General features: G+C 66.8%; 23 protein-coding genes and 1 tRNA gene. 7 read left to right on the top strand and 17 right to left on the bottom strand.

Annotated features, from left to right (window positions below; genetic code table 11):
* Positions 1 to 23: 23 nt before the first annotated feature.
* From ilvD to AADH62_RS06630, 3 genes are all read right to left on the bottom strand, one after another.
* Positions 24 to 1,730 carry a dihydroxy-acid dehydratase gene (ilvD, locus tag AADH62_RS06640; protein ID WP_228178080.1) on the bottom strand — a complete coding sequence of 569 codons (1,707 nt, stop codon included), beginning with the start codon at positions 1,728 to 1,730 and terminating at the stop codon, positions 24 to 26.
* 9 nt (positions 1,731 to 1,739) lie between these two features.
* A complete protein-coding gene (gene otsB, locus AADH62_RS06635) occupies positions 1,740 to 2,558 on the bottom strand; it encodes a trehalose-phosphatase (protein WP_228178079.1) in 819 nt (272 codons plus the stop codon).
* Between the two features lie 123 nt (positions 2,559 to 2,681).
* A complete protein-coding gene (locus AADH62_RS06630) occupies positions 2,682 to 4,076 on the bottom strand; it encodes an alpha,alpha-trehalose-phosphate synthase (UDP-forming) (RefSeq protein WP_228178078.1) in 1,395 nt (464 codons plus the stop codon).
* Between the two features lie 105 nt (positions 4,077 to 4,181).
* On the opposite strand from AADH62_RS06630, the gene AADH62_RS06625 reads away from it, so the two are divergent.
* Complete coding sequence (locus AADH62_RS06625; RefSeq protein ID WP_228178077.1) at positions 4,182 to 4,409, top strand: hypothetical protein; 228 nt, start codon at positions 4,182 to 4,184, stop codon at positions 4,407 to 4,409.
* Between the two features lie 80 nt (positions 4,410 to 4,489).
* Here AADH62_RS06625 and AADH62_RS06620 read toward each other — a convergent pair whose 3' ends face one another.
* The 3 genes from AADH62_RS06620 to AADH62_RS06610 are packed head-to-tail and all read right to left on the bottom strand — an operon-like array spanning position 4,490 to position 7,105.
* Positions 4,490 to 5,674, bottom strand: coding sequence for an acetyl-CoA C-acetyltransferase (locus AADH62_RS06620; RefSeq protein WP_341578791.1), 1,185 nt, complete (start codon positions 5,672 to 5,674; stop codon positions 4,490 to 4,492).
* The gene (locus AADH62_RS06615; RefSeq protein ID WP_341578790.1) at positions 5,671 to 6,324 is read right to left on the bottom strand and encodes a CoA transferase subunit B; all 654 of its coding nucleotides are present in this window, start codon (positions 6,322 to 6,324) and stop codon (positions 5,671 to 5,673) included. Before AADH62_RS06615 ends, AADH62_RS06620 begins: the two co-directional genes overlap by 4 nt.
* A 1-nt stretch (position 6,325) precedes the next feature.
* Positions 6,326 to 7,105 (bottom strand): CoA transferase subunit A, encoded by a 780-nt coding sequence (locus AADH62_RS06610; protein WP_292729750.1) that lies wholly within the window; start codon positions 7,103 to 7,105, stop codon positions 6,326 to 6,328.
* Positions 7,106 to 7,245: 140 nt separating this feature from the next.
* Here AADH62_RS06610 and AADH62_RS06605 point away from each other — a divergent pair, with 140 nt between their 5' ends.
* On the top strand, positions 7,246 to 8,031 hold the full coding sequence (locus AADH62_RS06605) for an IclR family transcriptional regulator (protein ID WP_292729747.1): 786 nt from the start codon (positions 7,246 to 7,248) through the stop codon (positions 8,029 to 8,031).
* A gap of 82 nt (positions 8,032 to 8,113) precedes the next feature.
* Here AADH62_RS06605 and AADH62_RS06600 read toward each other — a convergent pair whose 3' ends face one another.
* Positions 8,114 to 8,956, bottom strand: coding sequence for a universal stress protein (locus AADH62_RS06600; RefSeq protein WP_292729744.1), 843 nt, complete (start codon positions 8,954 to 8,956; stop codon positions 8,114 to 8,116).
* A gap of 199 nt (positions 8,957 to 9,155) precedes the next feature.
* Between AADH62_RS06600 and AADH62_RS06595 the strand changes: the two genes are divergently transcribed.
* Positions 9,156 to 11,963 (top strand): HAD-IC family P-type ATPase, encoded by a 2,808-nt coding sequence (locus AADH62_RS06595; RefSeq protein WP_341578789.1) that lies wholly within the window; start codon positions 9,156 to 9,158, stop codon positions 11,961 to 11,963.
* 40 nt (positions 11,964 to 12,003) lie between these two features.
* On the opposite strand, the gene AADH62_RS06590 is transcribed toward AADH62_RS06595, so the two are convergent.
* From AADH62_RS06590 to AADH62_RS06550, 9 genes are read right to left on the bottom strand one after another with little or no spacing between them, the layout of a single operon-like run.
* On the bottom strand, positions 12,004 to 12,912 hold the full coding sequence (locus AADH62_RS06590; protein WP_292729738.1) for an alpha/beta fold hydrolase: 909 nt from the start codon (positions 12,910 to 12,912) through the stop codon (positions 12,004 to 12,006).
* Positions 12,909 to 13,661 (bottom strand): 3-hydroxybutyrate dehydrogenase, encoded by a 753-nt coding sequence (locus AADH62_RS06585; protein WP_292733491.1) that lies wholly within the window; start codon positions 13,659 to 13,661, stop codon positions 12,909 to 12,911. Before AADH62_RS06585 ends, AADH62_RS06590 begins: the two co-directional genes overlap by 4 nt.
* Positions 13,658 to 14,341 carry a TetR/AcrR family transcriptional regulator gene (locus tag AADH62_RS06580; protein ID WP_292729732.1) on the bottom strand — a complete coding sequence of 228 codons (684 nt, stop codon included), beginning with the start codon at positions 14,339 to 14,341 and terminating at the stop codon, positions 13,658 to 13,660. The genes AADH62_RS06585 and AADH62_RS06580 overlap by 4 nt, the downstream gene beginning before the upstream one ends.
* Positions 14,325 to 15,893 carry a class I adenylate-forming enzyme family protein gene (locus AADH62_RS06575; RefSeq protein ID WP_341578788.1) on the bottom strand — a complete coding sequence of 523 codons (1,569 nt, stop codon included), beginning with the start codon at positions 15,891 to 15,893 and terminating at the stop codon, positions 14,325 to 14,327. The genes AADH62_RS06580 and AADH62_RS06575 overlap by 17 nt, the downstream gene beginning before the upstream one ends.
* Complete coding sequence (locus AADH62_RS06570) at positions 15,890 to 17,005, bottom strand: branched-chain amino acid ABC transporter permease (protein ID WP_292729726.1); 1,116 nt, start codon at positions 17,003 to 17,005, stop codon at positions 15,890 to 15,892. Before AADH62_RS06570 ends, AADH62_RS06575 begins: the two co-directional genes overlap by 4 nt.
* Positions 17,002 to 17,877, bottom strand: a complete 876-nt coding sequence (locus AADH62_RS06565; RefSeq protein ID WP_228178065.1) for a branched-chain amino acid ABC transporter permease — start codon at positions 17,875 to 17,877, stop codon at positions 17,002 to 17,004. The genes AADH62_RS06570 and AADH62_RS06565 overlap by 4 nt, the downstream gene beginning before the upstream one ends.
* On the bottom strand, positions 17,874 to 18,617 hold the full coding sequence (locus tag AADH62_RS06560) for an ABC transporter ATP-binding protein (RefSeq protein WP_292729721.1): 744 nt from the start codon (positions 18,615 to 18,617) through the stop codon (positions 17,874 to 17,876). Before AADH62_RS06560 ends, AADH62_RS06565 begins: the two co-directional genes overlap by 4 nt.
* Positions 18,614 to 19,420 (bottom strand): ABC transporter ATP-binding protein, encoded by an 807-nt coding sequence (locus AADH62_RS06555; RefSeq protein WP_341578787.1) that lies wholly within the window; start codon positions 19,418 to 19,420, stop codon positions 18,614 to 18,616. The genes AADH62_RS06560 and AADH62_RS06555 overlap by 4 nt, the downstream gene beginning before the upstream one ends.
* Positions 19,421 to 19,432: 12 nt before the next feature.
* Positions 19,433 to 20,632 (bottom strand): substrate-binding domain-containing protein, encoded by a 1,200-nt coding sequence (locus tag AADH62_RS06550; RefSeq protein ID WP_341578945.1) that lies wholly within the window; start codon positions 20,630 to 20,632, stop codon positions 19,433 to 19,435.
* A gap of 181 nt (positions 20,633 to 20,813) precedes the next feature.
* Here AADH62_RS06550 and AADH62_RS06545 point away from each other — a divergent pair, with 181 nt between their 5' ends.
* Positions 20,814 to 21,260: a MarR family winged helix-turn-helix transcriptional regulator gene (locus AADH62_RS06545; RefSeq protein ID WP_341578786.1), complete on the top strand. Its 447-nt coding sequence runs from the start codon at positions 20,814 to 20,816 to the stop codon at positions 21,258 to 21,260.
* Positions 21,257 to 22,498, top strand: coding sequence for an MFS transporter (locus AADH62_RS06540; protein ID WP_341578785.1), 1,242 nt, complete (start codon positions 21,257 to 21,259; stop codon positions 22,496 to 22,498). The genes AADH62_RS06545 and AADH62_RS06540 overlap by 4 nt, the downstream gene beginning before the upstream one ends.
* A gap of 228 nt (positions 22,499 to 22,726) precedes the next feature.
* Here the strand turns inward: AADH62_RS06540 and AADH62_RS06535 are convergent.
* Positions 22,727 to 22,802, bottom strand: a tRNA-Lys gene (locus AADH62_RS06535).
* 124 nt (positions 22,803 to 22,926) lie between these two features.
* On the opposite strand from AADH62_RS06535, the gene AADH62_RS06530 reads away from it, so the two are divergent.
* Both AADH62_RS06530 and AADH62_RS06525 read left to right on the top strand, forming a co-directional pair.
* The gene (locus tag AADH62_RS06530; RefSeq protein ID WP_341578944.1) at positions 22,927 to 23,748 is read left to right on the top strand and encodes an inositol monophosphatase family protein; all 822 of its coding nucleotides are present in this window, start codon (positions 22,927 to 22,929) and stop codon (positions 23,746 to 23,748) included.
* Positions 23,745 to 24,326, top strand: a complete 582-nt coding sequence (locus tag AADH62_RS06525; protein WP_341578784.1) for a hypothetical protein — start codon at positions 23,745 to 23,747, stop codon at positions 24,324 to 24,326. Before AADH62_RS06530 ends, AADH62_RS06525 begins: the two co-directional genes overlap by 4 nt.
* Positions 24,327 to 24,351: the final 25 nt, after the last annotated feature.

The following is a 24,351-nucleotide window of genomic DNA, read 5'->3' as shown; positions in this document are numbered from 1 at the left end:
CGAGAGTTGCGAGAGAGGAACGCCTAGTTCGTCGTCGCGCCTTCGGATGCCGAACGCACGAGTCGCGTGTACTTGGCGAGGACGCCACGGGTATAGCGCGGAGGAAGCGGCTCCCAGCCCTGCCGGCGGGAACTCAGCTCAGCCTCGTCGACGAGTAGGTCGAGGGAGCGAGCTGCGATATCGACCCGTATCAGATCACCATCGCGCACGAAGGCGATCGGACCTGCGTCGACCGCTTCGGGTGCTATGTGGCCGATGCACAGGCCGGTTGTGCCGCCCGAGAATCTGCCGTCTGTCAAGAGTAGTACATCTTTTCCGAGCCCAGCGCCCTTGATGGCAGCTGTGATCGCGAGCATCTCCCGCATGCCGGGGCCGCCCTTCGGGCCCTCGTACCGGATGACGACGACGTCGCCGGCCGAGATCTCCCCGGCCTCGAGCGCATCCATGGCGGCCCGCTCACGCTCGAACACGCGTGCGGGGCCTTCGAAGACGTCGCTGTCGAAGCCCGCGGACTTCACGACCGCACCCTCGGGGGCCATCGAGCCGTGCAGGATCGTGATGCCACCGGTCTCGTGAATCGGGTTGTTGAACCCGTGGATGACGGTGCCATCCACCGGGTCGGGGTTCAAGTCGGCGAGGTTTTCGGCGAGGGTCTTGCCGGTCACGGTGAGCGCGTCGCCGTGCAGCAGTCCTTCGTCGAGCATCGCCTTCATGACCACCGGGATGCCGCCGTGGCGGTCGACGTCGTTCATGACGTACTTCCCGAACGGCTTCATGTCTGCGACGTGCGGAACCTTGTCGCCGATGCGGTTGAAGTCGTGCAGGGTGATGTCGACATCAGCCTCGCGCGCGATCGCCAGCAGGTGCAGCACGACGTTGGTCGAACCCCCGAGAGCCATCGCGAGAGCGATCGCGTTCTCGAAAGCCTCCTTGGTGAGGATGTCGCGCGTCGTGATCCCGAGCTTCAGCAGGTTCACGACTGCCTCGCCCGAGCGGTGGGCGAACGCGTCGCGCCGGCGGTCGGCTGACGGCGGGGCGGCAGAGCCGGGAAGGCTGAGCCCCAGCGCCTCAGCGACGGATGCCATCGTGTTGGCGGTGTACATGCCACCGCACGCACCCTCGCCGGGCGCGAAGGCGCACTCGATGCGCTTGAGGTCGGCCTCACTCATCCGGCCCGACAGGCACGCGCCGACACCCTCGAACGAGTCGATGATCGTGATGTCCTTCTCGGTGCCGTCCGAGAGCTTGACCCACCCGGGCGCGATCGAGCCGGCGTAGAGGAAGACGCTCGACAGGTCGAGGCGGGCGCTTGCCATCAGCATCCCGGGGATGGACTTGTCGCAGCCCGCCAGCAGCACTGTGCCATCGAGGCGCTCGGCCATGACGACGGTCTCGACGGAGTCGGCGATGACCTCACGGCTCACGAGAGAGAAGTGCATTCCCTCGTGCCCCATAGAGATGCCGTCAGAGACGGAGATGGTGCCGAATTGGAGCGGGTACCCGCCACCGGAGTGCACACCCTCTTTCGCGCCCTGAGCGAGGCGGTCCAGGCTCAGGTTGCAGGGGGTGATCTCGTTCCAGCTCGAGGCGATGCCGATCTGGGGCTTGTCCCAGTCCTCGTCACCCATACCGACCGCGCGGAGCATTCCGCGGGAGGTGGTGGCTTCGATGCCGTCGGTGACGACCCGGCTCCGAGGTTTGATGTCAATGGTGCTGTCGTGCGGGGCCATGCACGAAGTCTATTCCTGCGCGTGGCGCCGCTGATCCGCGAGCTCGGCCAGGGTGGCGGCCATCGCGGGGATGTCGGGCACGCTCACTCGAGCCGCCGTCTCGCCGTCGCCCACGTGGATGCCGAGATCCTGCGACTGCAGGCTGCGCAAGGCATCCTCGTCGGTCGTGTCGTCACCGGCGAACAGCACGGCGTCGGCGTGAACCCGCTCGCGGAGGTTCGCGATGGCGCTGTCTTTCCCCTCGTGCCGGAAGGCGTACTCGACGATCTTCTTGCCGGTCCGGCGACGCCAGTCGGGGGCTGCGGAAGCGACCATCTCATCCACGGCGGCTGCTGCCTTCTCCCCCGCCTCCTCAGTTGCGTTGCGGGTGTGAACACCGAACCCGAAGGTCTTCGGCTCGATCCACACGCCCTCGTAGTCCGAGGCGATCTCTTCGGCGCGGGCGCGCAGCAGATCGCGGAGACCGCGCTCGGCGTCATCCTCGGCGGGCTCAACCGGCCCCTCGCCGGGGAACCAGTATTCAGCACCGTGGGAGGCAGCGAGAGTGATCGGTGAGTCATCCGTGTGCTCGGCAATGATCCGCAGGTCGACGAGGCTGCGCCCCGACACGAGGGCTACCACCGTGTTCGGCAGCGCGGCCAGCGCATGGACCGCGTCACGGGCCGCGGGCAGCATCCGCGCTGTCATCGGGTCCTCCACGTGCGGCGAGAGTGTGCCGTCGAAATCGAGGGCGACCAGCAGGGTCGGGACACCCGCGACGGATGAGAGGGCTTCGAGCACCGGGGCGGGGAGGGCGTCGGAGACGGGATTGGCGTCGGGATTCGTCATCTCGGTTCTTTCCGTTCGGGTGATCGGGCGGGACAACTCGCGGTCAGGAAGGACAACTCGCGTGAGGGAGGGACAACTCGCGGTCAGGAAGGACAACTCGCATGGGGGAAGGACAACTCGCGGTTAGCGCTTCGCCGCCGCGAGAGCCTCGAGGAAGGACTTGGACCAGTCGCTCACGTCGTGATCGAGCACGCGGCGGCGAAGCGTGCGCATCCGGCGGCCCTGTTCGGTCCCCGGCATCTCGACGGCGCGCATGATGGCATCCTTCATACCGTCGATGTCGTGGGGGTTGATGCGGATCGCCGACCCCAACTCGTCGGCAGCCCCGGCGAACTCGCTCAGCAGCAGCACCCCGCGGTTGTCGATGCGGCTGGCGACATATTCCTTCGCGACGAGGTTCATACCGTCGCGCAGCGCCGTCACGAGCATGACGTCGGCGGCCAGGTACAGCGCGACCATCTCTTCGCGCGGGAAGGCCTGGTGCAGGTACCGGATGGCGGTGTGGTCCATCGTGTCGAAGTCGCCATTGATGCGCCCGACCGTCAGTTCGATCTCGTCGCGCAGTTGGATGTAGGCCTCCACCCGTTCGCGGCTGGGGCTTGCGACCTGCACGAGGGTCGCGTCTTCGACGCTGAGTCTGCCGTCTTCGAGGAGCTCACCGAACGCCTTGAGGCGGTGTCGGATGCCCTTGGTGTAGTCGAGCCGGTCGACCCCGAGCATCACGGTCTTGGGGTTGCCGAGGCTCTCGCGGATCTCCTTGGCACGGGCTTGGATGTCGGGGCGCTGCGCGAGCTCGATGTACGACTCCGCGTCGATCGAGATCGGGTACGCCTTCGCGAGGACGTTTCGCGTACTGCCGTCCTCGAGGGGAACCGTGATGCCCGAGGCCTTGGTCGTGTAGTGGAACTGGCGCCTGACGGCCCGGGCGAAGTTGCCGGCATCCGCCACCCGCTGGAACCCGACGACATCCGCGCCGAGGAGTCCTTCGATGACCTGTCGACGCCACGGCAGCTGCGAAAACAGGCCGTATGCCGGGAACGGGATGTGATGGAAGTAGCCGATCGTGAGGTCGGGACGCATCCGGCGCAGCATCGCCGGCACGAGTTGCAGCTGGTAGTCCTGAACCCAGACCGTCGCGCCCTCGGCGGCTGCGGTGGCCGAAGCTTCAGCGAACCGTCGGTTGACGTCGACGTAGGCATCCCACCACACGCGGCGATACCGCGGCGCGGCGATCACGTCGTGATACAGCGGCCAGATCGTGTCGTTCGAGAACCCCTCGTAGTAGTTCTGCACCTCGTCGGCGCTGAGAGTAATGGGGACGAGATGTGTGCCTTCGAAGTCGAAGGGTTCCAGTTCGAGCCCCGGCTTGCCGGCCCACCCGACCCAGGCACCCTCGGTCTTGCGCATCACGGGCTCGAGCGCTGTGACCAGACCACCGGGAGAACGCCGCCATCCGCCGTCGTCATCACGGTCCACAGGGAGGCGGTTGGCTACGACGACGAAATCAGCTTGCGACACGCGAGCTCCTTCACAATGGCGGACGCGGGCACTTCCAGGCTAGTCGCTTCGCCGGGTTGACCCCCGGGGGTGGACAGCGGCGAGCTGATGTGTAGCGTGGTTCGCATGGGCAAGTACCTCTTTGGCACCGGCATCATCGGAGCAGTCATCTCAGGCTTCTCGCTCCTTCGCGCGCTCCGGGAGGACACCTTCACCTGGCGTACCGCGCTGGCGTGGATCAACTGGGGCATCACCGTTGCTCTGGCGATCGGCGCGATCGTCGACATGCGTCGCATCGACCAGGGAAAGCCCGTTCCGGCCGACTCCCCCGCCGCGCGACGCCTCGAAGACTAGCCGCGGGAACGACCGAGCGGATGCCGAAACTGCGGCATCCGCTCATCGCATGTCGGCGTTGGTTGCGTGACAGGGTTCGCTCAGCGCTTGAGGATCAGCGCGTCACCCTGGCCACCGCCACCGCACAGCGCGACAGCTGCCGTGCCGCTCCCGCGATGCAGCAGCTCGTGGACGGCATGAACCACAAGTCGATTGCCCGAGGCCCCGATCGGGTGACCGATAGCGATGCCGCCGCCGTGGATGTTGACGACGTCGTCGGGAAGTCCGAGTTCTGCCTGCGAGCGCGCAACCACGGCACCGAACGCTTCGTTGATCTCGACGAAGTCCAGATCGGCGGCGGCGATCCCCTCCCGCTCGCAGGCGGCGAGGATCGCCCGCGCGGGCTGGGCGTGAAGGGTGTTGTCGGGGCCCGCGACCTGACCCGCCGACCCGAGGACGGCAAGGACCGGCCACCCGTTCTCGTCCGCGTGCGCTCGGCTCGTGACGATCACTGCCGACGCGCCATCGGAGATCTGTGACGAGTTGCCCGCCGTGATCGTGCCGTCCTTCGAGAACGCCGGACGAAGCCCCGCGAGGGTGTCGACAGTCGTCTCGGGGCGGATGCCCTCGTCGCGGGTGACCAGCTTCGGTTCGCCCTTGCGCTGCGGAATCTCCACCGGAACGATCTCGTCGGCGAATACGTCCGCTTCCCACGCGGCTGCCGCGCGTTGGTGAGAGCGAGCGGCGACGGCATCCTGGTCTTCGCGCGTGACCTCGTAACGGGCGTTGTGGCGCTCGGTGGAGCCGCCCATGCTCTCACGGTCGAAGGCGTCGGTGAGGCCGTCGTGAGCCATGTGGTCGAGCACCTCGATCGATCCGTACGACCAGCCCTCGCGCGAGCCCATGAGCAGGTGCGGTGCCTGCGACATCGACTCCATCCCCGCCGCTACGACGACCCGGGCATCGCCGAGGCGCACCATGCGGGCGGCATCGATGACAGCGGTCAGTCCCGACAGGCACACCTTGTTGATCGAGGATGCGTGCACATCCCAGCCGATGCCGGCGCCGATCGCGGCCTGGCGCGCGGGGTTCTGACCCGCGCCCGCGGGCAGCACCTGCCCGACCAGAACCGCATCGACGGCCTCGGGGCTGATCCCGGCTTTCTCAAGCGCGCCGCGGATCGCGATGCTGCCGAGCGCCGTGGACGGCAGCGATGACAGCTGCCCCTTCAACCGGCCCTGCGGGGTGCGCGCGGCACCGACGATGACGACATCCTCGTGGTTCATGCCTCCACCTTAAGGTTGCTCGAAACGGTGATCTCGGGCTCTGTCGCAGCCGCGACATCCGCAACGCTGACGCCCGGCGCGAGCTCGACGAGGACGAGGCCCTCGGGTGTCACGTCGAGAACCGCGAGGTCGGTGATGATGCGGTCGACGACGCCTTTGCCCGTCAGCGGCAGCGAACAGTCGTTGACGATCTTCGGCGTGCCATCTTTGGCGACGTGCTCCATGAGGACGATCACCTTCGCTGCACCGTGCACGAGATCCATCGCGCCGCCGGGGCCCTTGACCATCTTTCCGGGGATCATCCAGTTGGCAAGATCTCCGGAGGCCGACACCTGCATCGCACCGAGGATGGCGGCATCGATCTTGCCGCCACGGATCATGCCGAAGCTCGTCGCGGAATCGAAGAACGCGGCGCCCGGCAGGGTCGTCACCGTCTCTTTCCCGGCGTTGATGAGGTCGGGGTCGACATCATCTTCCTGCGGGTAGGGCCCGACGCCCAGGATGCCGTTCTCGGATTGCAGCACGACGGTGACGCCGTCGGGAACGTAGTTGGGCACGAGGGTCGGCAGTCCGATCCCCAGATTGACGTAGGCGCCGTCGGCGAGCTCCTGGGCGGCGCGGGCAGCCATCTCATTGCGGGTGAGTGCCATCTCAGGCTCCTTCCGGGGTCACCGAGACGGTGCGTCGCTCGATGCGCTTTTCGATGTCGGAACCGACCTCGACGATGCGGTGAACGTACACGCCGGGCAGGTGCACGGCATCCGGGTCGATCTGGCCCGGCTCGACCAGCTCCTCGACCTGCACGATGCAGATGCGGCCGGCCATCGCCGCGAGGGGGTTGAAGTTTCGAGCTGCCTTGTTGAAGACGAGGTTGCCGTGACGGTCACCACGCAGCGCGTGGACGAGGGCGTAGTCGGTGACGATCGCTTCCTCGAGCACATACTCACGCTCGCGCCCCGACACCTCGAAGGTGCGGACATCCTTCACCGGCGAAGCGACGGCCACGCCGCCTGACCCGTCATAGCGCCGAGGCAATCCACCCTCGGCTACCTGGGTCCCCACGCCGGTCTGCGTGTAGAAGGCGGCGATCCCGGCGCCGCCCGCGCGGAGCTTCTCGGCGAGCGTGCCCTGCGGCGTCAACTCGAGCTCGAGTTCGCCAGAGAGGAACTGCCGCTCGAACTCCTTGTTCTCGCCCACGTACGACGAGATCATCTTGCGGATGCGCTTGTCGGCGAGCAGGATGCCCAGGCCCCAGTCATCCACCCCGCAGTTGTTGGACACGATCGACAGGTCGCCGACGCCGCGCGCGTGCAGCGCCTCGATCAATGCCATCGGGTTGCCCGACAGTCCGAACCCGCCGACGGCGAGGGTAGCGCCGTCGGGGATGTCGGCCACGGCTGCGGCCGGCGACTCCCACGTCTTGTCGATCACGGATGAACTCCTTCGGTCTGCCGGTTCGGGTGCGGGGCGCATCATGAATGGCTCGCCGCACCACCATCGTCTCCGCCTGGCGCCCGCCGACGCCAGCATCCGCTTGCGATGTGGACATCACCACGACTACCGTCCACATCATGGACAGCCCTCCCTCCGTACCGGGCGCGCAGGCAATCGCGCGCGCGGCATCTCTGCTGCGCTTGGTGTCGGCAGGAGGCGCTGCGGGCCTCACCGTTTCGGAGCTGGCCCGTCGGGCGGATCTCACCCGCCCGACGACCCACCGACTCCTCACGGCGCTGCGCCACGAGGGGCTCGTCGACCAGGACGAAGCACTCGGCACCTGGATGCCGGGGCCCGAGCTCTACCTGATGGGTACGGCCGCAGCATCCCGGTACGACATCACGAGCCTCGCTCGCGACATCGTGCGCTCGCTCGCCGTCCGCACCGAAGAAAGCGCCTTCCTCTCGGTGCGACGCGGCGACGAGACAGTGTGTCTGTTGCGCGAGGAGGGGAGCTTTCCCATCCGATCCTTCGTACTGTCCGAGGGTGTGCGCTTTCCCCTGGGCGTCGCGTCGGCGGGGCTCGCGATCCTCTCCTTCCTTCCAGACCACGATGTGGACGCATACTTCGAGCGGCATCCTGAGCTCCCGGAGCGGTGGGGTGCCGCTCACGCCCCGACGCGGCTTCGGGGCCGTCTGCGCGAGACGCACGAGCGCGGGTACGCCGTCAACCCGGGCCTGATCGTCGAAGGAAGCTTCGGCGTCGGGGCCGCTGTTTTCACACGCGAAGGGCACCCGCAGTGGGCGTTGAGTCTCACGGGAGTCGAGTTCCGATTCGGACCCGACCGGCTCCCCGAGCTCGGCCGCATCCTGCTGGCCCACGCGCACCAGCTGACGACACGCGTCGCGGCATCCCGGGGCTGAGACCGCCCGGGCTGCCGCAACAGGCGCTGTCAGCCGCGCTCAGGCGACCTCCGGATTGACCTGCGCCTCCAGCGCGGTCTGTTCACCGTACGACGACTGTCACCGTGGCGAGGCGGGCGAGTACCTGCTGGCTGGTGGATCCGAGCAGGAAACGCGCAACTCGGCCGTAGCCATGTGACCCGATGACGGTAAGGCGAGCTTGCGAGGCGAGTCGATTGATCAGCGTGTCCGGACTATCACTCCTCTCGACCACGCGGCGCACGTCCAGGTCGGGATACAGCTGCGGAATACCGGCGATCGAAATCGCGAGCGCTTCCTCGGTGAGCTTCTGCATGATCTGGAGGTAGTCGTCAGGGTATGACCGAACGTAGAGGGGAAGCGCCACCGGAGACCAGCTGCTCACCGCGGTGAGCGGTTCTCCGGATCGGTCTGCTTCGACGGCGGCGAAGGCGATAGCGAGCTCGGAAACGTCTGACCCATCGACGCCAACGATCACCCCGGACCGGCCAGTGAGGTCGAGGTCGGGCACGACGACCACGGGGCACTGTGCGGCGGCGGTGATGCGGATCCCGTGCGGACCTCGAGCCGGCCCTGATAGCGGGCCGCGGTAGTCGCTACCGATGACCAGCAGCGCGGCATCCTTCGAGGCTTCGATGAGCTGTTCGACCGGCTTGCCGCGTGCGACACGTGTCCGGGCGGGCACGCCACGTGCACGCACACGCTCGGCCTCTTCATCCAGCATGTTCTGTGTCAGCTCGAGCGCATGATCGATGATGTTGCCTTCACCGATGACACCGGCGGCACCGCCGACGATCGACACCAGTTCGAGCCGGTCGCCCCTGATCGTCGCCCGCTCGGTGGCCCAGTCGACGGCGCGGCGCGATACCGCAGCATCCGTCACCCCGACGATGATCTTCTCCTGCATCTCGTACTCCTTTGTTCGGGCCCGGAGTCCGGTTGGCGCTGTCGCGCCCCGGATCTGCTGATCGCAGCATCCCCTGCCGGGCGCCACTCGGGTAGGGGCGGAGGTCCCATCGGCGGGGACCATGGGCCCTACCTCACGTCCGCCTGGTTTGGCACGGTGGAAGGAACGCCCGGACGAGGAGTGACGGGAGCAGAATCAAATGTCCGCTGTGAGCCGCGAAGGGTCTCGGGAGCCTCATGCGCCGCGGGGACGGACACCGGCTGAACTCACCCATCACCCGGCCGCGGCATCGGGTTCGCCGAACGATCCCCATGGTCACCCTGCCGGTGTCGTGCTCGAGGGACTCGAAACGACTCGTGCGGGGCTCGCCTCGGGGGAGGTAGACCGGCGCCATGCGCACTTCGGGCCGAACAGTCTGCCAGAACCGTCGCCGACGCATCCGGTCTTGCGGTTCCTGGCGCAGTTCAACAACGCAATCATCTACGTTCTGCTTGCGGCTGCGGTGATCAAGCTCGCGTCGCGTGACTATATCGACGCGTCGGTGATCCTCGCGGTCGCACTTATCAACGCGATCATCGGGTTCGTCCAGGAGGGGCAAGCCGAGAAGGCCCTGCGCGGAATCCGCAAGATGCTCTCGCCGCACGCCACCGTGCGGCGAGATGGCAGCTGGCACGACATCGACGCTGCCACGCTGGTCATCGGCGATATCATTCGAGTCCACGCCGGCGATCGAGCGCCCGCGGACGCAAGGCTGGTCGAAGCGCGTGATGTGCGGGCAGATGAGGCTGCGCTGACGGGCGAAGCGGTTCCTGCGGCCAAACACACCGACACTGTGCCGCACGATGCCGCCCTCGGCGACCGGCACAATATGCTACACGCCGGATCGATCGTGGTCGCCGGACGAGCTGTGGCCGTGGTCACCGCGACCGGAATCCGTACTGAACTCGGCCGTATCCAGCAGCTGGTTCGCGATGTCGAGCGCACGGACACCCCGCTCATCCGCTCGATCAACCGGCTCGGACGTCAGCTGACGGTCACCGTGCTCGTGCTGGTCGTCGTGATGGTCGCGCTCGGATCGATCCTGCACGGGAACTCCCCGGAGTTGCTACTATCGTCCGCCATCGCATTTGCGGTGGCCGCGGTGCCGGAGGGGCTGCCGGCGGTAGTGACGATCACCCTTGCACTGGGCGTGCGGCAGATGGCTGCACAGCGGGCGATCACCCGCCGACTGGCTGCGGTAGAGACCCTCGGGTCGGTCACCGTAATCTGCTCCGACAAGACCGGCACGCTGACCAAGAACGAGATGACCGTGAGGGCCGCCACCACCGCGGCCGCCCGGTACACGGTCACCGGCGAAGGCTACGATCCCACGGGAGCGATCCTGCGAAACGGCGACCTGGATTCCGCGGGTATGCCGGATCTGCGCGAATTGGCGCTCGCGCTCACCCTGTGCAACGACGCGCGGCTCGACCACACAGAGACCGCCGGGTGGCGGGTCGTGGGGGATCCCACCGAAGGCGCACTGATCACCCTGGGTCGCAAGGCTGGCATCGACGCCTCCGACTTCGCGCGCCAGGACGAGATCCCGTTCGAAGCCAGCGTGAAGTACATGGCCACCCTCAACCGATCGATCGCGGGAAGGCAAGTCATCTTCGTCAAGGGTGCGCCCGACCGTCTGCTCACCCTTTGCGAGCACCAGCGAGCCACCGACGGAGGGAAGGACCCGGTGGAGCACGACCGGTGGCAGGCGCTCGTCGACGAGTACACCGCGCAGGGAATGCGGGTCCTCGCCGCAGCTCGTCGTGACGTGTCACCGGATGTCCTGACCGTCGAGTCTGAGGATCTTCGCGGACTGGTGCTGCTGGGCATCGTCGCCATCGCCGACCCGCCACGACCCGAAGCGACGGCCGCGATCGCCGAATGCCAGGAGGCCGGCGTGAGCGTGAAGATGATCACCGGTGACCACGCCCGCACCGCGCATGCCATCGCCGCCGAGATGGGGGTCGTCGACGACGGCGCGACAGTGCTGACCGGGGCCGAGATCGACGGGATGGACGACGTACAGCTGCGGGATGTCGTCGCGGACGTCGACGTGTACGCGCGTACCAGCCCAGAACACAAACTGCGCATCGTCGCTGCACTCCAGTCCCGCGGTGGCGTGGTCGCGATGACCGGTGACGGAGTCAACGACGCTCCCGCGCTGAGCCGAGCCGACGTCGGCGTCGCCATGGGAATGAAGGGAACAGAAGCCGCCAAAGACGCCTCCGATATCGTCCTCGCCGATGACAACTTCGCCACCATCGAGCGAGCCGTACGCGAAGGCAGACGCGTCTACGACAACCTGCGCAAGTCCGTGGTCTTCATCCTCGCCACGACACTCGGGCAAGCCCTGGTCGTCTTCACCGCCGTCGTGGTTGGCTTCCCCGACCCTCTGCAGCCCACTCAGATTCTCTGGGTGAACCTCGTTACCGCCGTTACCCTTTCTCTCGCCTTCGCCTACGAACCAGTCGAGCCCGGAACGATGAAACGACGACCCCGGTCCGCCGGCGAGTCGATCCTCTCAGGAAAGCTGCTCATGCTCGCGGGAATGGGCATTGTGGTATCAGCCGCGACGATCATTGCCTTCTTCGCCGAACTCGCTCGCGGTGCTGACCTCGAGACGGCGCGCGCCGAAGCAGTGACAGTACTCGTGGTCGCTCAGGTGGCCGTGTTGTTCAACGTTCGCCTCCTACGCCGATCGAGCTTCACCCTGCGTGCACTCACCGGGAATCACGCGATTTGGATCTCCATCGCCATACTTGCCGCACTCCAGACGGGATACACCTACCTGCCACCGTTCCATGCGTGGTTCGGCTCCGTCCCGCTAAGCCTCGCGCAATGGGCGACCGCGATTGGATATGCCCTTGCGTGCTTCCTCGCCATCGAGGTGATAAAGGCAATCGGACGAGTCCTTGCTGCTGCACGCAACCGCCGATTCGCCTTCGAGTCAGCACGCGGCCGCCAGTGATCGATCCACGACGTCACGCAACGCTGCGCGGCGGTGCTGGTCACGCAACGCTGCGCGGCTGGGCGAGCACCGAACGCACCGCCTCACCGACGACGCGCGCACCCTGCTCACTCATCACGATCGTGTAGTGGTTGAGGTCATCGAGCCGCGTGTGCTCGATGCTCGGATACGTCGCGAGGACCCCCTCGAGGTACTCCGGTGCGTACAGCCCCGGCTCCTCACCCTGCAATCCCCGCGGCACCGTGATAAGGGTTGTCGGATGCTGCAGATCGGCGAGTGCGTCCGGCAACGAAGACCCCGTGTTCATGTCGATGGTGTCGTCGACCATCGTCTCGTAGCTTGTGGCCGGTCGCAGCATCCCGGACCCGTCATCGACGAGGTCGTAGGCGAAGTAGCTCTCGAGTTCGGGCGACCACGCCTGCGCGAAGGCGGGGTGGGGCCGCCAGAACTCGAGATAGTCATCGATGGATCCGAACCGCATCGACAGGCGCGCCGCGGTGGGGCCGAGGACATGCGCGACGACGGCATCCGCATCCAACCCCGGTGGAACGTCGAGGGGCAACCCACCATCGACAAGAAGCAGGCTTTCGACCCGCGACGGATGCCGGTGAGCGAACACGACAGACACGAAAGCGCCCATCGAATGCCCGACGACCGGGATTTTCTCAATGCCGAGGTGATCGAGCACAGCGGCCAGGTCGTCCGCGTGCGCAGCAAGCCCAGCTGGCCCGGCTACCTCGTTGCTGCGTCCGCGCCCACGAAGGTCTGGCGCGATCGCGCGAATCCCGGGAAGCTCCTCGACGACGAACGGCCAGGCCAGGTGCGACGAGGTGACGCCGTGGACCAGCAGCACCTGGCCGGTCTGCGGGGCCACCGGATCCCAGACACCAACGTGCAGGTCACCCCCGGGGACGACGACGTCGACAGTGCGATAGGTGTGCGCGCTCATCGTGCGGTCCACCCGCCGTCCATCGTGTAGGAGGCGCCAGTGACCATCCCGGCCTTGTCTGAGACGAGCCAGCCGGCCAGGGATGCAACTTCGTCAGACTCCACGAGACGCTTGACGGCGGTCTCGGTGAGCATGATCTTCTCGACGACCTCGTCTTCGGGGATACCGTGCACCTTCGCCTGGTCGGCGATCTGCTTCTCGACGAGCGGGGTTCGCACATAGGCCGGGTTGATGCAGTTGCTGGTGACACCGTGCGGGCCGCCCTCAAGCGCTGTCACCTTCGACAGTCCCTCCAGGCCGTGCTTTGCCGCGACGTAGGCGACCTTGTAGGGACTGGCGCGCAGCCCGTGGGCGCTGGAGATGTTGACGACCCTGCCCCATCCGTTCGCGTACATGTGCGGCAGCGCGGCACGCACCAGCAGGAACGGCGATTCGAGCATGAGGCGCATCATCATCCGGTAGGTCGCCGGGTCGAACTCGGCGATGGGACTCACCCGCTGGATGCCGGCATTGTTGACCAGGATGTCGACCTCGAGGCTCAGGTCATCGAGCGCTTCGGTCTCGGAGAGGTCGACGACCCAGGCTTCGCCGCCGATCTGTTCGGCAGCCGCGTGAGCGGCGTCCGCGTTGAGGTCGGCAACGACGACACTTGCGCCCCGAGAGGCGAACTCTGTCGCGCATGCGAAACCGATGCCGCTCGCGCCGCCGGTGACCAGGGCGCGTCGCCCCGCAAGGTCGTTCTCGGTCATCGAGGCTCCTCCTTCTTCGGTTCCGCTCGGGGAGCGAGCGCGTTGTCGATGAGCGTCGACATCGACGCCATCACGGCGGGGTCCAGCTCGGCAGGCGGCCTGCCCTCGGCATCCCGTTCCCAGAGCAGGAACCGCATGCCGATGAGCTCTCCCATGCCCATGAGCGCCCACGCCGTGACCTCGGGATCGAGCGCGCGATCGACATCCCCGCTTCCCTGGGCGGCACGGAGCCCCGCCTCATACCCCTCGACGATGCGCGTGTAATGCAGTCGCAGAGTGTCGGGTGAGACGAACTCTGCCTCGCGCACAACCCGGTACAACGCGGGATGCGCCGCAGTGAAGCGGAAGAACCCGGCAAACCCCGCGCGTTCGGCTTCAAGACGGCTCGACGCTCCTGCCATCGCCTCCGACATCGAGTGCCGTACCCGCCGGTTCAGATCGATCACGAGTGCTTCGAAGATCGTCTGCTTGCTGTCGAAGTACAGATAGAACGTTCCGAGCCCGATACCGGCGCGCTCGGTGATCTTGACGATGGATGCCTCGTGGTACCCCTGATCGGCGAACACCGTCTCGGCCGCCTCGAGCAGCCGGCTCCGCGTGGCCTCGCCCCGCTTGGTCAACGGCCGGCCTGTCGCCGACGAGACCGGCGTGACGTCCTCGTCCTCAATGGGAACGCTCATGCGACACCTCCTGAGTCGATGCCACGGTCGCTCTGGCACGCTCACGCAGCCGCGACCTCGCCAACTTGTCGATCGAGGATCGGGGCAGTCGTTCGACGACCTCGACGGCAATGGGGACTTTGAAGGCCGCAAGGGTGCGCCGGGCGTGCGCGAGGATCTCGTCGCGAGAAATGACCGCTCCCGCGCGAATCGTGACGAAGGCGACGCCCCGTTCGCCCCACACCGGATCGGGGACGCCGACCACGGCTGCGCCGCTCACCAGAGGGTGCAGACACAGCGCGTGCTCGACCTCGGCGGGGGCGACGTTCTCGCCGCCGGAGATGAAGATGTCTTTGAGCCGGTCGACGACGGTGAAGACGCCGTCTCGGTCGCGGTGGACGAGATCGCCGGTGCGCAACCAGTCGCCGTGCATGGCCCGCGCGGTGGCATCCGGGTCACCGAGGTAGCCCGCGAACACGCTCGGTCCTCGGACCCAGAGCTCCCCCGTCGCGTCCCCGCGGAGCGGAAGCAGCGTGTGGGGGTCGACGACCTGGACGCTGACGTGAGGATACGGTCGCCCCACCGCGCCCTCGTGGCCGCCGGCGCTGCCGGTCGGGCAGTGCAGCACATTGGGGCCTGCTTCGGTGAGTCCGTAACCCTGGACCAGCTCAACGCCGCGGGCGTGCCACGCGTCTCGAACCGCGCTGGGTAGGGTGGCTCCACCCACGAGCGCGAGGCGGATCGACGACAGATCGCTGGCGTCCCACCCTCGGGATTCGGCGAGCATCGCATACTGCGTCGGAACGCCCATCATCGCGGTGACCCGGCGCTCTCGGATGAGCTGCAGCACGCGCTCGGTGTCGAACGAACGCTCCAGCACGACAGTCGCGCCGCCCCACCACGCGAGCAGCGGCTGGCAGTTCCACGCCGCAACGTGGAACTGCGGCAAGACGGTGAGAACGACATCCCCCTCACCCAGTGGCAGCGCGCGCCCGAGGGCCAGGTTGTTCCAGAAGCAGTTGGCGTGGGTGAGGATGACGCCCTTGGGCGCAGCTTCGCTCCCCGACGTGAACACGATCAGCAAAGGGTCATCGTCGCGGACCGCGCGGGCTGGCCGCGGGTCGCGCGCCGGGGGGACGGCGCGCTCAATGCCGGCAGTCCCCAGGGCGGCAACCAGCGGAGGCTCCGCCAGTTCACGGATGGCGTCGGCCGCGGACGCGGCGAACTCGTCATCGACCACCAGCAGCTGGGGGTCGCTGCGGCCGAGCGTGTCGACGAGCTCACGCGTGCTCTGACGCCACGAGAGCGGAACGAACGCGACACCGACAAGCGCGCATCCGAAGAAGAGCACGACGTGGTCGATGGAGTTTCCCACGAGCGTTGCGATGCGCGTTCCCGGGCCGAAGCCCGCTCCTGCGAGGCTCTCGGCGAGTTCTCGCGCCCGGTCGGCCAGCTCGCCGTAGGTGATCGTCACCCCGCGATCGTCGATCGCAACACGATGCGGTGTGTGCGCGGCGCGCTCGACCAGCCACCGGCCGATCGTGTGCGACTCGTCTTGTACGTCGTTGCTCACGCTCGAACCTCCGAGGCACCGACCGCATCGGCATCTGCCTCCGCGTCGTCGATGCTCCGCAGACTATCGCGCACGTGACGTTCGCCGTGACGACGACGCCACCAGCCATCGATCGTGCCGGCGATGCCCCCGGGGAGGAACATCACCACGATGATGAACAGCGCACCGAGCAGGAACAGCGGCTCCGACAGCGGAATGCGCAGGAAATCCGGGAGCGACTCGATGGCCTCGGACCCGGCGAGGACCGTGAGCCGCTGATCGAGCAGGGTGTACAGCACTCCCCCGACGATCGCACCCCACCGGAATCCGACCCCGCCGAGGACGACCATGACCAGCACGGTGATGGTGAGATCGGCGGAGACGGACCGCGGCACCGTTCCCGACTGCAGCAGCATGTACGCCACCCCGGCAAGGCTCGCGAGCACCGCGGCGATCACGAAGACGATGAGTCGCACCCGGTAGGGCCGAAGGCCCAGGACCCGCACCCGCTGCTCGTTCTCGCGGGTGGCCCGGGCGAGGTGCCCGAGGCGAGAGGTGTCGACCCAGAGCGTCACCAGGTACACGATCACCAGCACCGCCAGGGCGAACCAGTACAGGTTTCGCGTGTTGATCACGCCGACGAGGAAGTCCGGGACCTGGTCGGTGTTCAGGCTCAGACCCTCCTCACCGCCGGTGATCGCGGAGTTGCGACGCACGAGCACGGAGCCTGCCTGAGCGAAAGCGAGCGTGACCATCGCGAAGGGAATCCCTGAGACGCGCATCGCGACAGCACCCGTGACGAAGGCGATGATCATCCCGCCGATGAGGGCCGCGAACACGCCGGGAAAGAGCGGCACCCCGAAGTGCTCGAGCGCGATGCCGAGGCCATACGCGCCGGCGCCGAAGTAGAGCGCGTGCCCGAACGACAGCATCCCGGACGTGCCCAGCAGCAGGTTGTACGACAGCGCGAGGGATGCGAACACCATGCACAGCGAGAGCAGCGCCAGGGTTCCCGGCTGGTAGGTGGGGGTAGGCAGGATGCCGGGGATCGAGATGTTCAGGAGCGGCAGCACCGCCATGAAGATCACGAGCCCGACGCCGACGAGCGCCGGCCAGTATCGACGGATGCTCATGCCTTCCTCCCGAGGAGTCCAGAAGGTCGCACGAGCAGCACGACCGCCAGCAGGATGACGACGATGAAGTCTCCGGTGCCGCCGAGGTAGAAGTTCGCGAACTGCTGCAACACGGCAACCAGCACGGATGCCACTGCGGCCCCGGTCAGCGAGCCGAGACCACCGACGACCGTGACGATGAACGCGAAGATCAGCAGCGTGGATCCGAGGTGCGCTGACACGAACGTCGAGTAGTGCATCGCCAGCACGCCGCCGATGCCGGCAGCTGCCCCGCCGATCGCGAAGACGAGAGTGAAGGAGCGCCGCACGTCGATTCCGAGAGCCGTCACCATCGAACGGTTCTCGACGCCAGCGCGGATGATCATGCCGTACCGCGTCTTCTGGAGGAACAGCACCAGTGCTGCCAGCACGAGCCCCGCGGCGAGCATCAGGATCCAGTACACGTTGGGGATCCGGGCTCCGAGGATCTCGGTGGTCTCCTTGAGCCAGGGTGGACCCGAGATCGGAATCGCGTCGGTGCCCCACACCCCTTCGAACAGGGCGACCGCGGCGAATGAGAGTCCGACCGTGACGAGCACTTGCTCGATGTGTCGCTCATAGAGCGGGCGGATCAGCACGAGTTCGGTCAGGGTTGCAAACAGAGCGCCGACCGCAGCGCCGACAAGGATCGAGACGAGAAACGACCACCACGACTCGGTCCCGAGCGCCTGCGCGACCATCCATCCGAGGAAAGCACTCAGAGTCAGGAACGCCCCGTGCGCGAAGTTGAGCACGTGCATGAGGCCGTAGATCAGACTCAGGCCCGAGGCGACGAGAAAGTAGAGGGCCCCGAGACCGACACCGGTCACCAGGGTCAGGATGATGGTGCTCACGAGTGGGCCTCCGAGGACGGTGCAGGCTTGGGATCCGCGGGCCGCTCGGCATGAACACCGAGCAGTCGCTGGGTGAGCTCCTCGTCGTCGAGGATCTCGCGGGCGGGCCCGACGTGGACGACGCGGCCGCTGTCGATGACTATCGCGTCGTGCGCGAGTCGTTTGACGACCTCGAGGTTCTGTTCCACCAGCAGGATCGGCACCGTCTTTGCTGCCTCCTCGAGGGCGTCTGCAACCTCGGTGACGATCTTGGGGGCGAGCCCCTTGGTCGGTTCGTCGACCAGCAGCAGCTGGTTGTCGTTCATGAGCGCGCGGGCGACCGAGACCATCTGCTGCTGTCCGCCCGAGAGGGTGCCGGCCATCTGGTCGCGACGGTTCACGAGGTCGGGGAAGAGCTCGGCGACGAACTCACGGCGCGGATTGCGCTGCCGTTCGGCCAGGGCGAGATTTTCGGCGACCGTGAGCTTGGCGAACACCTCACGGTCTTCCGGAACGTAGCCGACGCCCCGCTTGACGATCCGATGGGTGGGGAGCGTGTCGATCCGCTCTCCGGCAAGGCGCACCTCGCCGCGGCGATGAATCAATCCCAGGATGCCGCGCAGCGTCGAGGTCTTGCCGACACCATTGCGTCCGAGGACCGCCGTGATGCCGGTGGCCGGGACCGAGAAGGTCACGCTCTCGACGACCGGCTGGCCGCTGATCGAGCAGCGCAGGTCGCTGACTTCGAGGATGGCGCTCATGCGGCGTTGCCCAGGTAGGCGCTTTGCACGAGCGGGTTGGCCATGATCTCAGCGGGTGAGTCGAACGCGATGATCGAGCCGAAGTACATCACTGCCACCTTTTCTACGAGCCCCATCAGTACGTCGATGTGGTGTTCGACCATGAGAACCGTGCATCCGGTTCTCGCCTGCAGCTCGCGGATGTTGTCGACGAGGCCCGCCACATCGCCAGATGCGACGCCAGCCATCGGCTCGTCGAGCAGCACGATCTTCGAATCCATGGCCAGGAGCACCGCGATCTCGAGCTTGCGCTTGTCGCCGTGGGAGATGTCTCCCGCCGGAGTGAGGAGCTTGTGGGTCAGGCCCACTTCTTCGAGATTCTGCAGGGCGCGCTGGGTTGCGGCATCCTTCTTCGCGCCACCGCTCTTCGATGGAAAGTGGAAGAGGGAGTAGTCACGCCCCACCGCGACCTGCGCGGCGAGCCGGACGTTCTCGAGCACGCTCAGCTTGGGGAACAGGCTCGAGGTTTGGAAGGTGCGCCCCAGTCCCGCCCGCGCCCGGGCAGGCACCGACATCCTCGTGATGTCTTCGCCGTTCATCAGGACCCGACCTGCTGTGGGGGTCATGATGCCGGAGACGACGTTGAACAGCGTGGTTTTGCCTGCGCCGTTCGGCCCGATGACGCCGACCAGGGAACCTGGGGCGACATCGAGGTCGACATCCTTCAGAATCGTCGCGCCGCCGATCTGCAGACCCAGCTTCTCCACCCGCAGGGCGGAGGGAGCCGGATGCTGCGCGGGCGCGGACGGAACCGGAGTGCTCATTGGTTCTGGGCCTTACTGCGCTTCGGCGGGGGCTACCGCGTCGGCAGGCACCGTGTCGATCAGCTCGGGAACGAAGCTGCCGCCGTCGGCGACGAGCTTGACCTGATACATCTCCTGCAGCAGCGCGTGGTCGCCAGCGCGCACCGTCAGCGTGCCCTTCGGACCGTCGAAGGAGTAGCCCTCGAGGGCTGCGATCATCGCGTCGACATCGCCCTGACCCTCATCGATCGCGTGCACGATCATGAGTGCCGCGTTGAAGCCGTCGGGGCTGAAGAGGTCGGGCGTGCAGCCGTCCTCTTCGAGCAGGCTGATCATCTCGGTGTTGACGGCGTTGTCGGGGGCGCCCGGGAAGTAGTAGTTCAGGAAGTTGATCTTTTCGGATGCCTCACCGTAGGCGCCGAACGTGGCGGAGTCACCGAGCCCGGTGACCACGGGAATCGCGTCGAGCACGCCCTGCTGGCTCATCGCCTGCCACATCGCACCCGAGGTCGCCCCAGCCCACGCGACGAACACGAGGTCGGGGTTGCCGGCGAGCACCTGCTGTGCGAACGGCGTGAACTCCGTGACGTCCTCGGCAACGAGCACCGAGTTGACCGTCGCGCCCTGGCCACCGAGGATCGTCTCGACCGCCGCGACGTTGCCCTGCCCGAACGCGGTGTCCTGTGCGAAGACGGTCACCGTCTTGCCCGAAATGTCGTCGAGGAAGGTTCCGGCGGTCGCGACATCCTGCGAGCTCTGGCGACCCGAGCGGAACGTGTAGTCGTTGATGCCGGTGATCGCGTCGGCAGCCGCGGGGCCGGAGATGTAGAGCACCTTGTTCTGGGCCGCCTGCTCGGCGACGGCGAGCGCAACACCCGATGATGCGGTGCCCGCGATGATGTTGACGCCGTCACCGATGAGTTCCTTCACGGCGGTCACTGCCTTGTCAGGATCACCGGCGTCGTCGCGGTATTCGACGTTGATGGTCGTGCCGTTGATTTCGTTGGTCCCGTCGGTCGCGTACGACATTCCGGCGCGGAACCCGCAGAGGTACTGCTCGCCGTAGCTGGCCAGCGGTCCACTTTCGCTCGAGACGATGCCGACAGTGACCTCTGAGGGTCCAGCCGTCTCGCCGCCGCCGGCGTCGCCGCCGGTTTGCGGCGCACAGGCCGCCATAACAAGGGCGCTGGTGGCGACCACCGTGCCCAGGAGCAACTTCTTCGTAACCCGCATCTGCGTGCCTTTCACCGTTGGAAGGGGGCATACCTGAAAGCCGATTCAGGTGGCACCTACAGTAAGCGACAGGCGAACAAGGGGCAAGTCGTGGCGGCGGAATGTCGGCATCCGTTACCGATTCGCGATCGGATCCGCATTACATGCCTTAGTTATATATATGAGGTATATAGTCGAGATCGTGACAGACGCCGGCCCCATCGAAACGATCATCAGCGCGGCCTACTCGCTGAGTCGCATCGCCGCACACCGCACCGGAAACGACACCCCCGCGGCGCAGTGGCGCGCTCTTGCCACCCTGGAGCGGGAGGGTGCGCTTCGGATCGGCGAACTCGCCTCGGCTGCGCGAACGACGCAGCCCGGGATGACGCGGCTGATCGGCCAGATGGCGGATGAGGCGCTGGTGACCCGATCCCCCGATCCCGATGACTCCCGGGCGACCGTGGTGCGCATCACCGCTGATGGACGAGCAGAGCTTGCGCGCTGGCGGGTGCAACTGAGCGAGACACTCGCTCCCCTCTTCGCCGATCTCACCGACGACGACCGTGCCGCGCTCGAGCGCACCGCTCAGCTGCTGCGCGAGCGCACGATCGATGTGCCCCTCAACACCTCAGGACTGAACCAATGACCGCATCCACGCACGCCCCGACATCCGCCTCGTCGGTCTGGCGCCAGCCAGCTCAGGTCTGGGCTGTCGCGTTCGCTTGCGTTGTCGCATTCATGGGGATCGGCCTGGTCGACCCGATCCTGCCGGCGATCGCCGCCTCGCTCGACGCAACGCCCGTGGAAACCGAGCTGCTGTTCACGAGCTATCTGCTGGTCACCGGGCTTGCGATGCTCGTGACCAGCTGGGTTTCGAGCCGCATCGGCACCAAGGCCACGCTCATGACGGGGCTCGGACTCATCGTGGTCTTCTCTCTCCTGTCGGCTCTGTCCGGCAGCGTCGACGCGATCATCGGTTTCCGCGCCGGCTGGGGGCTGGGCAACGCCCTGTTCATCTCGACGGCCCTGGCGACGATCGTCGGGGCCGCCGCAGGTGGGAGCGGCGCGGCGATCGTCCTCTACGAAGCGGCGCTCGGTCTGGGAATCGCGATCGGGCCACTCCTCGGCGGTCTTCTCGGTGAGGTCAGCTGGCGCGGGCCGTTCTTCGGTGTTGTGGTGCTCATGGCGATCGCCTTCATCGCGGTCGCCGTGCTCGTTCGCGGGACCGGCGAGCGCCGGGCTCCCATCCCACTGTCTGCGCCCATTCGCGCACTGCGCACCCCCGCCCTTGCCGTGCTGGCAACGGCTGCCCTGTTCTACAACATCGGGTTCTTCATCCTGCTCGCATTCTCGCCATTCCCCCTCGGGTTCGGTGCCATGGGCATCGGCCTGACCTTCTTCGGGTGGGGAGTTGCGCTGGCGGTCACGAGCGTCTGGGTCGCGCCGGCTTTGGCACGACGGATGCCGCGCACGACGATCATGCAGATCGTCCTGGTGCTGCTTGCCGTCGACCTGCTGGTCGCCGGGCTGCTCGTCTCGTCGGCGGCGGCGCTCGTCACCTGCATCGTCATCGGCGGCCTGCTTCTGGGCGTCATGAACACAGTGCTCACGGAGTCGGTCATGGAAGCCACAGATCACCCGCGAGCCGTCGCATCCTCGGCGTACTCCGCCGTGCGCTTTCTCGGTGGCGCTGCGGCTCCCCCGCTGGCCGCACTCCTATGGCACGCGTTCTCCGCGAGCGTTCCGTACTACGTCGCGGCCGTCGCGGTACTGCTGTCGGGGCTGATCATCCTGCTCGGGCGCGGCGCGCTTACCCGCATCGACGGTCACGTCGCCGATGCGCAAGAGGAAGGCGCCGCAGTGCTCATCGGAGACGCCGGCTGAGGCATCCTGCCGACGGGTTCGCTCGCGGACAGAAATGCGGCCCGGGGAGAAACTCTCACCCGGGCCGCCATCTTCGCGGTTACCCGAATACCGCGAAGGTGTTGCTCTGCTAACAAACCTACCCTTGGCGCCCACGATGCGAACGCTATGTGAGAGCACTCTCACGCGAGGCGGCCGGATGCGGCAGCACGACCTTCGCGGAACGAACACGCGACTGCGGAGAAAAGATGGTGCACCCCCAGGGACTTGAACCCTGAACCCACTGATTAAGAGTCAGTTGCTCTGCCGATTGAGCTAGAGGTGCAGAGGTTTGCGACGCTCAGATTGCGCGGCGAACCGAGGGTCAACTCTAGCATCACGATTACGTCACCGGGAAATCGCGCGAGGCGCTGCCGCCTATCCTTGATCCTGTGATCTCTTCCCCCGCGATGAACAGCTTCGACGCACCGTTCGACGGCGATCTCTCCGCAGAGCTCGACCTCGCGCTGCGGCTCGCGGATGCTGCTGACGCGGTGTCGATGGCCCGGTTCGACGCGGCTGATCTCGACATCCGTGTCAAGCCTGATGCCACGCACGTGACGGAGGCCGACCTGGCCACCGAGCGGGCAATCCGCGACATCCTCGAGGCCGAACGGCCAGCGGATGGGATCTTCGGCGAGGAGTTCGGGTCGTCGGGCAACGTGGCGCGGCAGTGGATCATCGATCCGATCGACGGCACAGCGAACTACCTCAAGGGCATCCCGATGTGGGCGACGCTGATTGCCCTGGCCGTCGACGGCGTTCCCCGCGTCGGCGTCGTCAGTCAGCCCGCGATCGCGCGCCGCTGGTGGGGCGCTACCGGGCTCGGTGCGTGGACCGCGAACCCATCGGGTGAAGCGACTCGGCTGCAGGTATCCGACATCGACTCCCTCGACAGGGCGAGCGTGAGTTTTCAGAGCATCGGGCAGTGGGACGAGGTCGGACGTGTCGAGGACCTCATCCGCCTGACCCGGGCCGTGTGGCGGGACCGCGGATACGGCGACGCCTGGCCTTACATGCTGCTGGCCGAGGGCCGCCTCGAGATGGTCGCCGAGTTCGGCGTGAAGGAGTACGACATCGCCCCCTACGTCCCGATTCTTCAGGAGGCGGGCGGCCGGTTCACGGCTGTCGATGGCACCCACACGCTGAGCGATCGATCTGGGCTGGCCACCAACGGCATCCTGCACGACGCGTTCATCGACCTGCTTCGCGGCGACGAGGCGGCGTCATGACCTCGCGGGCACTGCACGCGAGCCTCCTGGCTCCACTCCTGCTGGGCGCGCTGGCGCTTGCCGCATGCTCGGCCAGCGCCGCGCCCTCGCCCACTCCGACAACAACGGAGTCTGCCCCTCCCGCAGCGCCGGTCGAGACCCCGGATGCCTCCCCCAGCGCGAGCGCGGAGGCATCAGCACCGACGTGCGACACGCTCATCTCCTCCTCGCTCGTCGACGAACTCACCAGCTACGGGTGGACCTCGCGGGCCGACGATTTCCTCGTCGGCGCAACGGTCGTCGAGGGCGGCCTGCAGTGCACGTGGGCAGACTTCGACGGCCCCGCGACCGACAACCTGCTGGTCTTCGGGTGGGCCCCGATCGCTGCAAGTGAGGCAACGCGCCTGCAGACGGAGCTCATCAGTCAGGGCTGGCTGCGCGAGGACGGCGCCCAGGGCACCTACATCACGACAGACCCGCAGTACGCGGTCGCGGTCGATGAGGACGGGTACGGCATGACCTACCTGTTCGGCGACGGCTGGGTGACTGTCGCTTTGACCAAGCAAGGCCTCATACTGATCGAGCGACCCGACGCCTGAGTTCGCTCCGGTAGGGACGCGTGCT

The sequence above is a fragment of the Microbacterium schleiferi genome, from assembly GCF_038150145.1.
Classification (GTDB): Bacteria; Actinomycetota; Actinomycetes; order Actinomycetales; family Microbacteriaceae; genus Microbacterium; species Microbacterium schleiferi_B.
Note: the sequence above shows the minus strand (reverse complement) of the source record. Positions and strands in the feature narration are given on the sequence as shown.

Excerpts from the sequence above, each read along its gene's own strand:
- AADH62_RS06555 (WP_341578787.1), bottom strand. The coding sequence starts at position 19,420 with ATGAGCACTCCGGTTCCGTCCGCGCCCGCGCAGCATCCGGCTCCCTCC.
- AADH62_RS06595 (WP_341578789.1), top strand. The coding sequence starts at position 9,156 with ATGTCCGCTGTGAGCCGCGAAGGGTCTCGGGAGCCTCATGCGCCGCGG.
- AADH62_RS06605 (WP_292729747.1), top strand. The coding sequence starts at position 7,246 with ATGGACAGCCCTCCCTCCGTACCGGGCGCGCAGGCAATCGCGCGCGCG.
- ilvD (WP_228178080.1), bottom strand. The coding sequence starts at position 1,730 with ATGGCCCCGCACGACAGCACCATTGACATCAAACCTCGGAGCCGGGTC.
- AADH62_RS06625 (WP_228178077.1), top strand. The coding sequence starts at position 4,182 with ATGGGCAAGTACCTCTTTGGCACCGGCATCATCGGAGCAGTCATCTCA.
- AADH62_RS06525 (WP_341578784.1), top strand. The coding sequence starts at position 23,745 with ATGACCTCGCGGGCACTGCACGCGAGCCTCCTGGCTCCACTCCTGCTG.
- AADH62_RS06615 (WP_341578790.1), bottom strand. The coding sequence starts at position 6,324 with ATGGCACTCACCCGCAATGAGATGGCTGCCCGCGCCGCCCAGGAGCTC.
- AADH62_RS06585 (WP_292733491.1), bottom strand. The coding sequence starts at position 13,661 with ATGACCGAGAACGACCTTGCGGGGCGACGCGCCCTGGTCACCGGCGGC.
- otsB (WP_228178079.1), bottom strand. The coding sequence starts at position 2,558 with ATGACGAATCCCGACGCCAATCCCGTCTCCGACGCCCTCCCCGCCCCG.
- AADH62_RS06600 (WP_292729744.1), bottom strand. The coding sequence starts at position 8,956 with ATGCAGGAGAAGATCATCGTCGGGGTGACGGATGCTGCGGTATCGCGC.
- AADH62_RS06620 (WP_341578791.1), bottom strand. The coding sequence starts at position 5,674 with ATGAACCACGAGGATGTCGTCATCGTCGGTGCCGCGCGCACCCCGCAG.
- AADH62_RS06540 (WP_341578785.1), top strand. The coding sequence starts at position 21,257 with ATGACCGCATCCACGCACGCCCCGACATCCGCCTCGTCGGTCTGGCGC.
- AADH62_RS06580 (WP_292729732.1), bottom strand. The coding sequence starts at position 14,341 with ATGAGCGTTCCCATTGAGGACGAGGACGTCACGCCGGTCTCGTCGGCG.
- AADH62_RS06570 (WP_292729726.1), bottom strand. The coding sequence starts at position 17,005 with ATGAGCATCCGTCGATACTGGCCGGCGCTCGTCGGCGTCGGGCTCGTG.
- AADH62_RS06530 (WP_341578944.1), top strand. The coding sequence starts at position 22,927 with ATGAACAGCTTCGACGCACCGTTCGACGGCGATCTCTCCGCAGAGCTC.
- AADH62_RS06550 (WP_341578945.1), bottom strand. The coding sequence starts at position 20,632 with ATGCGGGTTACGAAGAAGTTGCTCCTGGGCACGGTGGTCGCCACCAGC.
- AADH62_RS06590 (WP_292729738.1), bottom strand. The coding sequence starts at position 12,912 with ATGAGCGCGCACACCTATCGCACTGTCGACGTCGTCGTCCCCGGGGGT.
- AADH62_RS06560 (WP_292729721.1), bottom strand. The coding sequence starts at position 18,617 with ATGAGCGCCATCCTCGAAGTCAGCGACCTGCGCTGCTCGATCAGCGGC.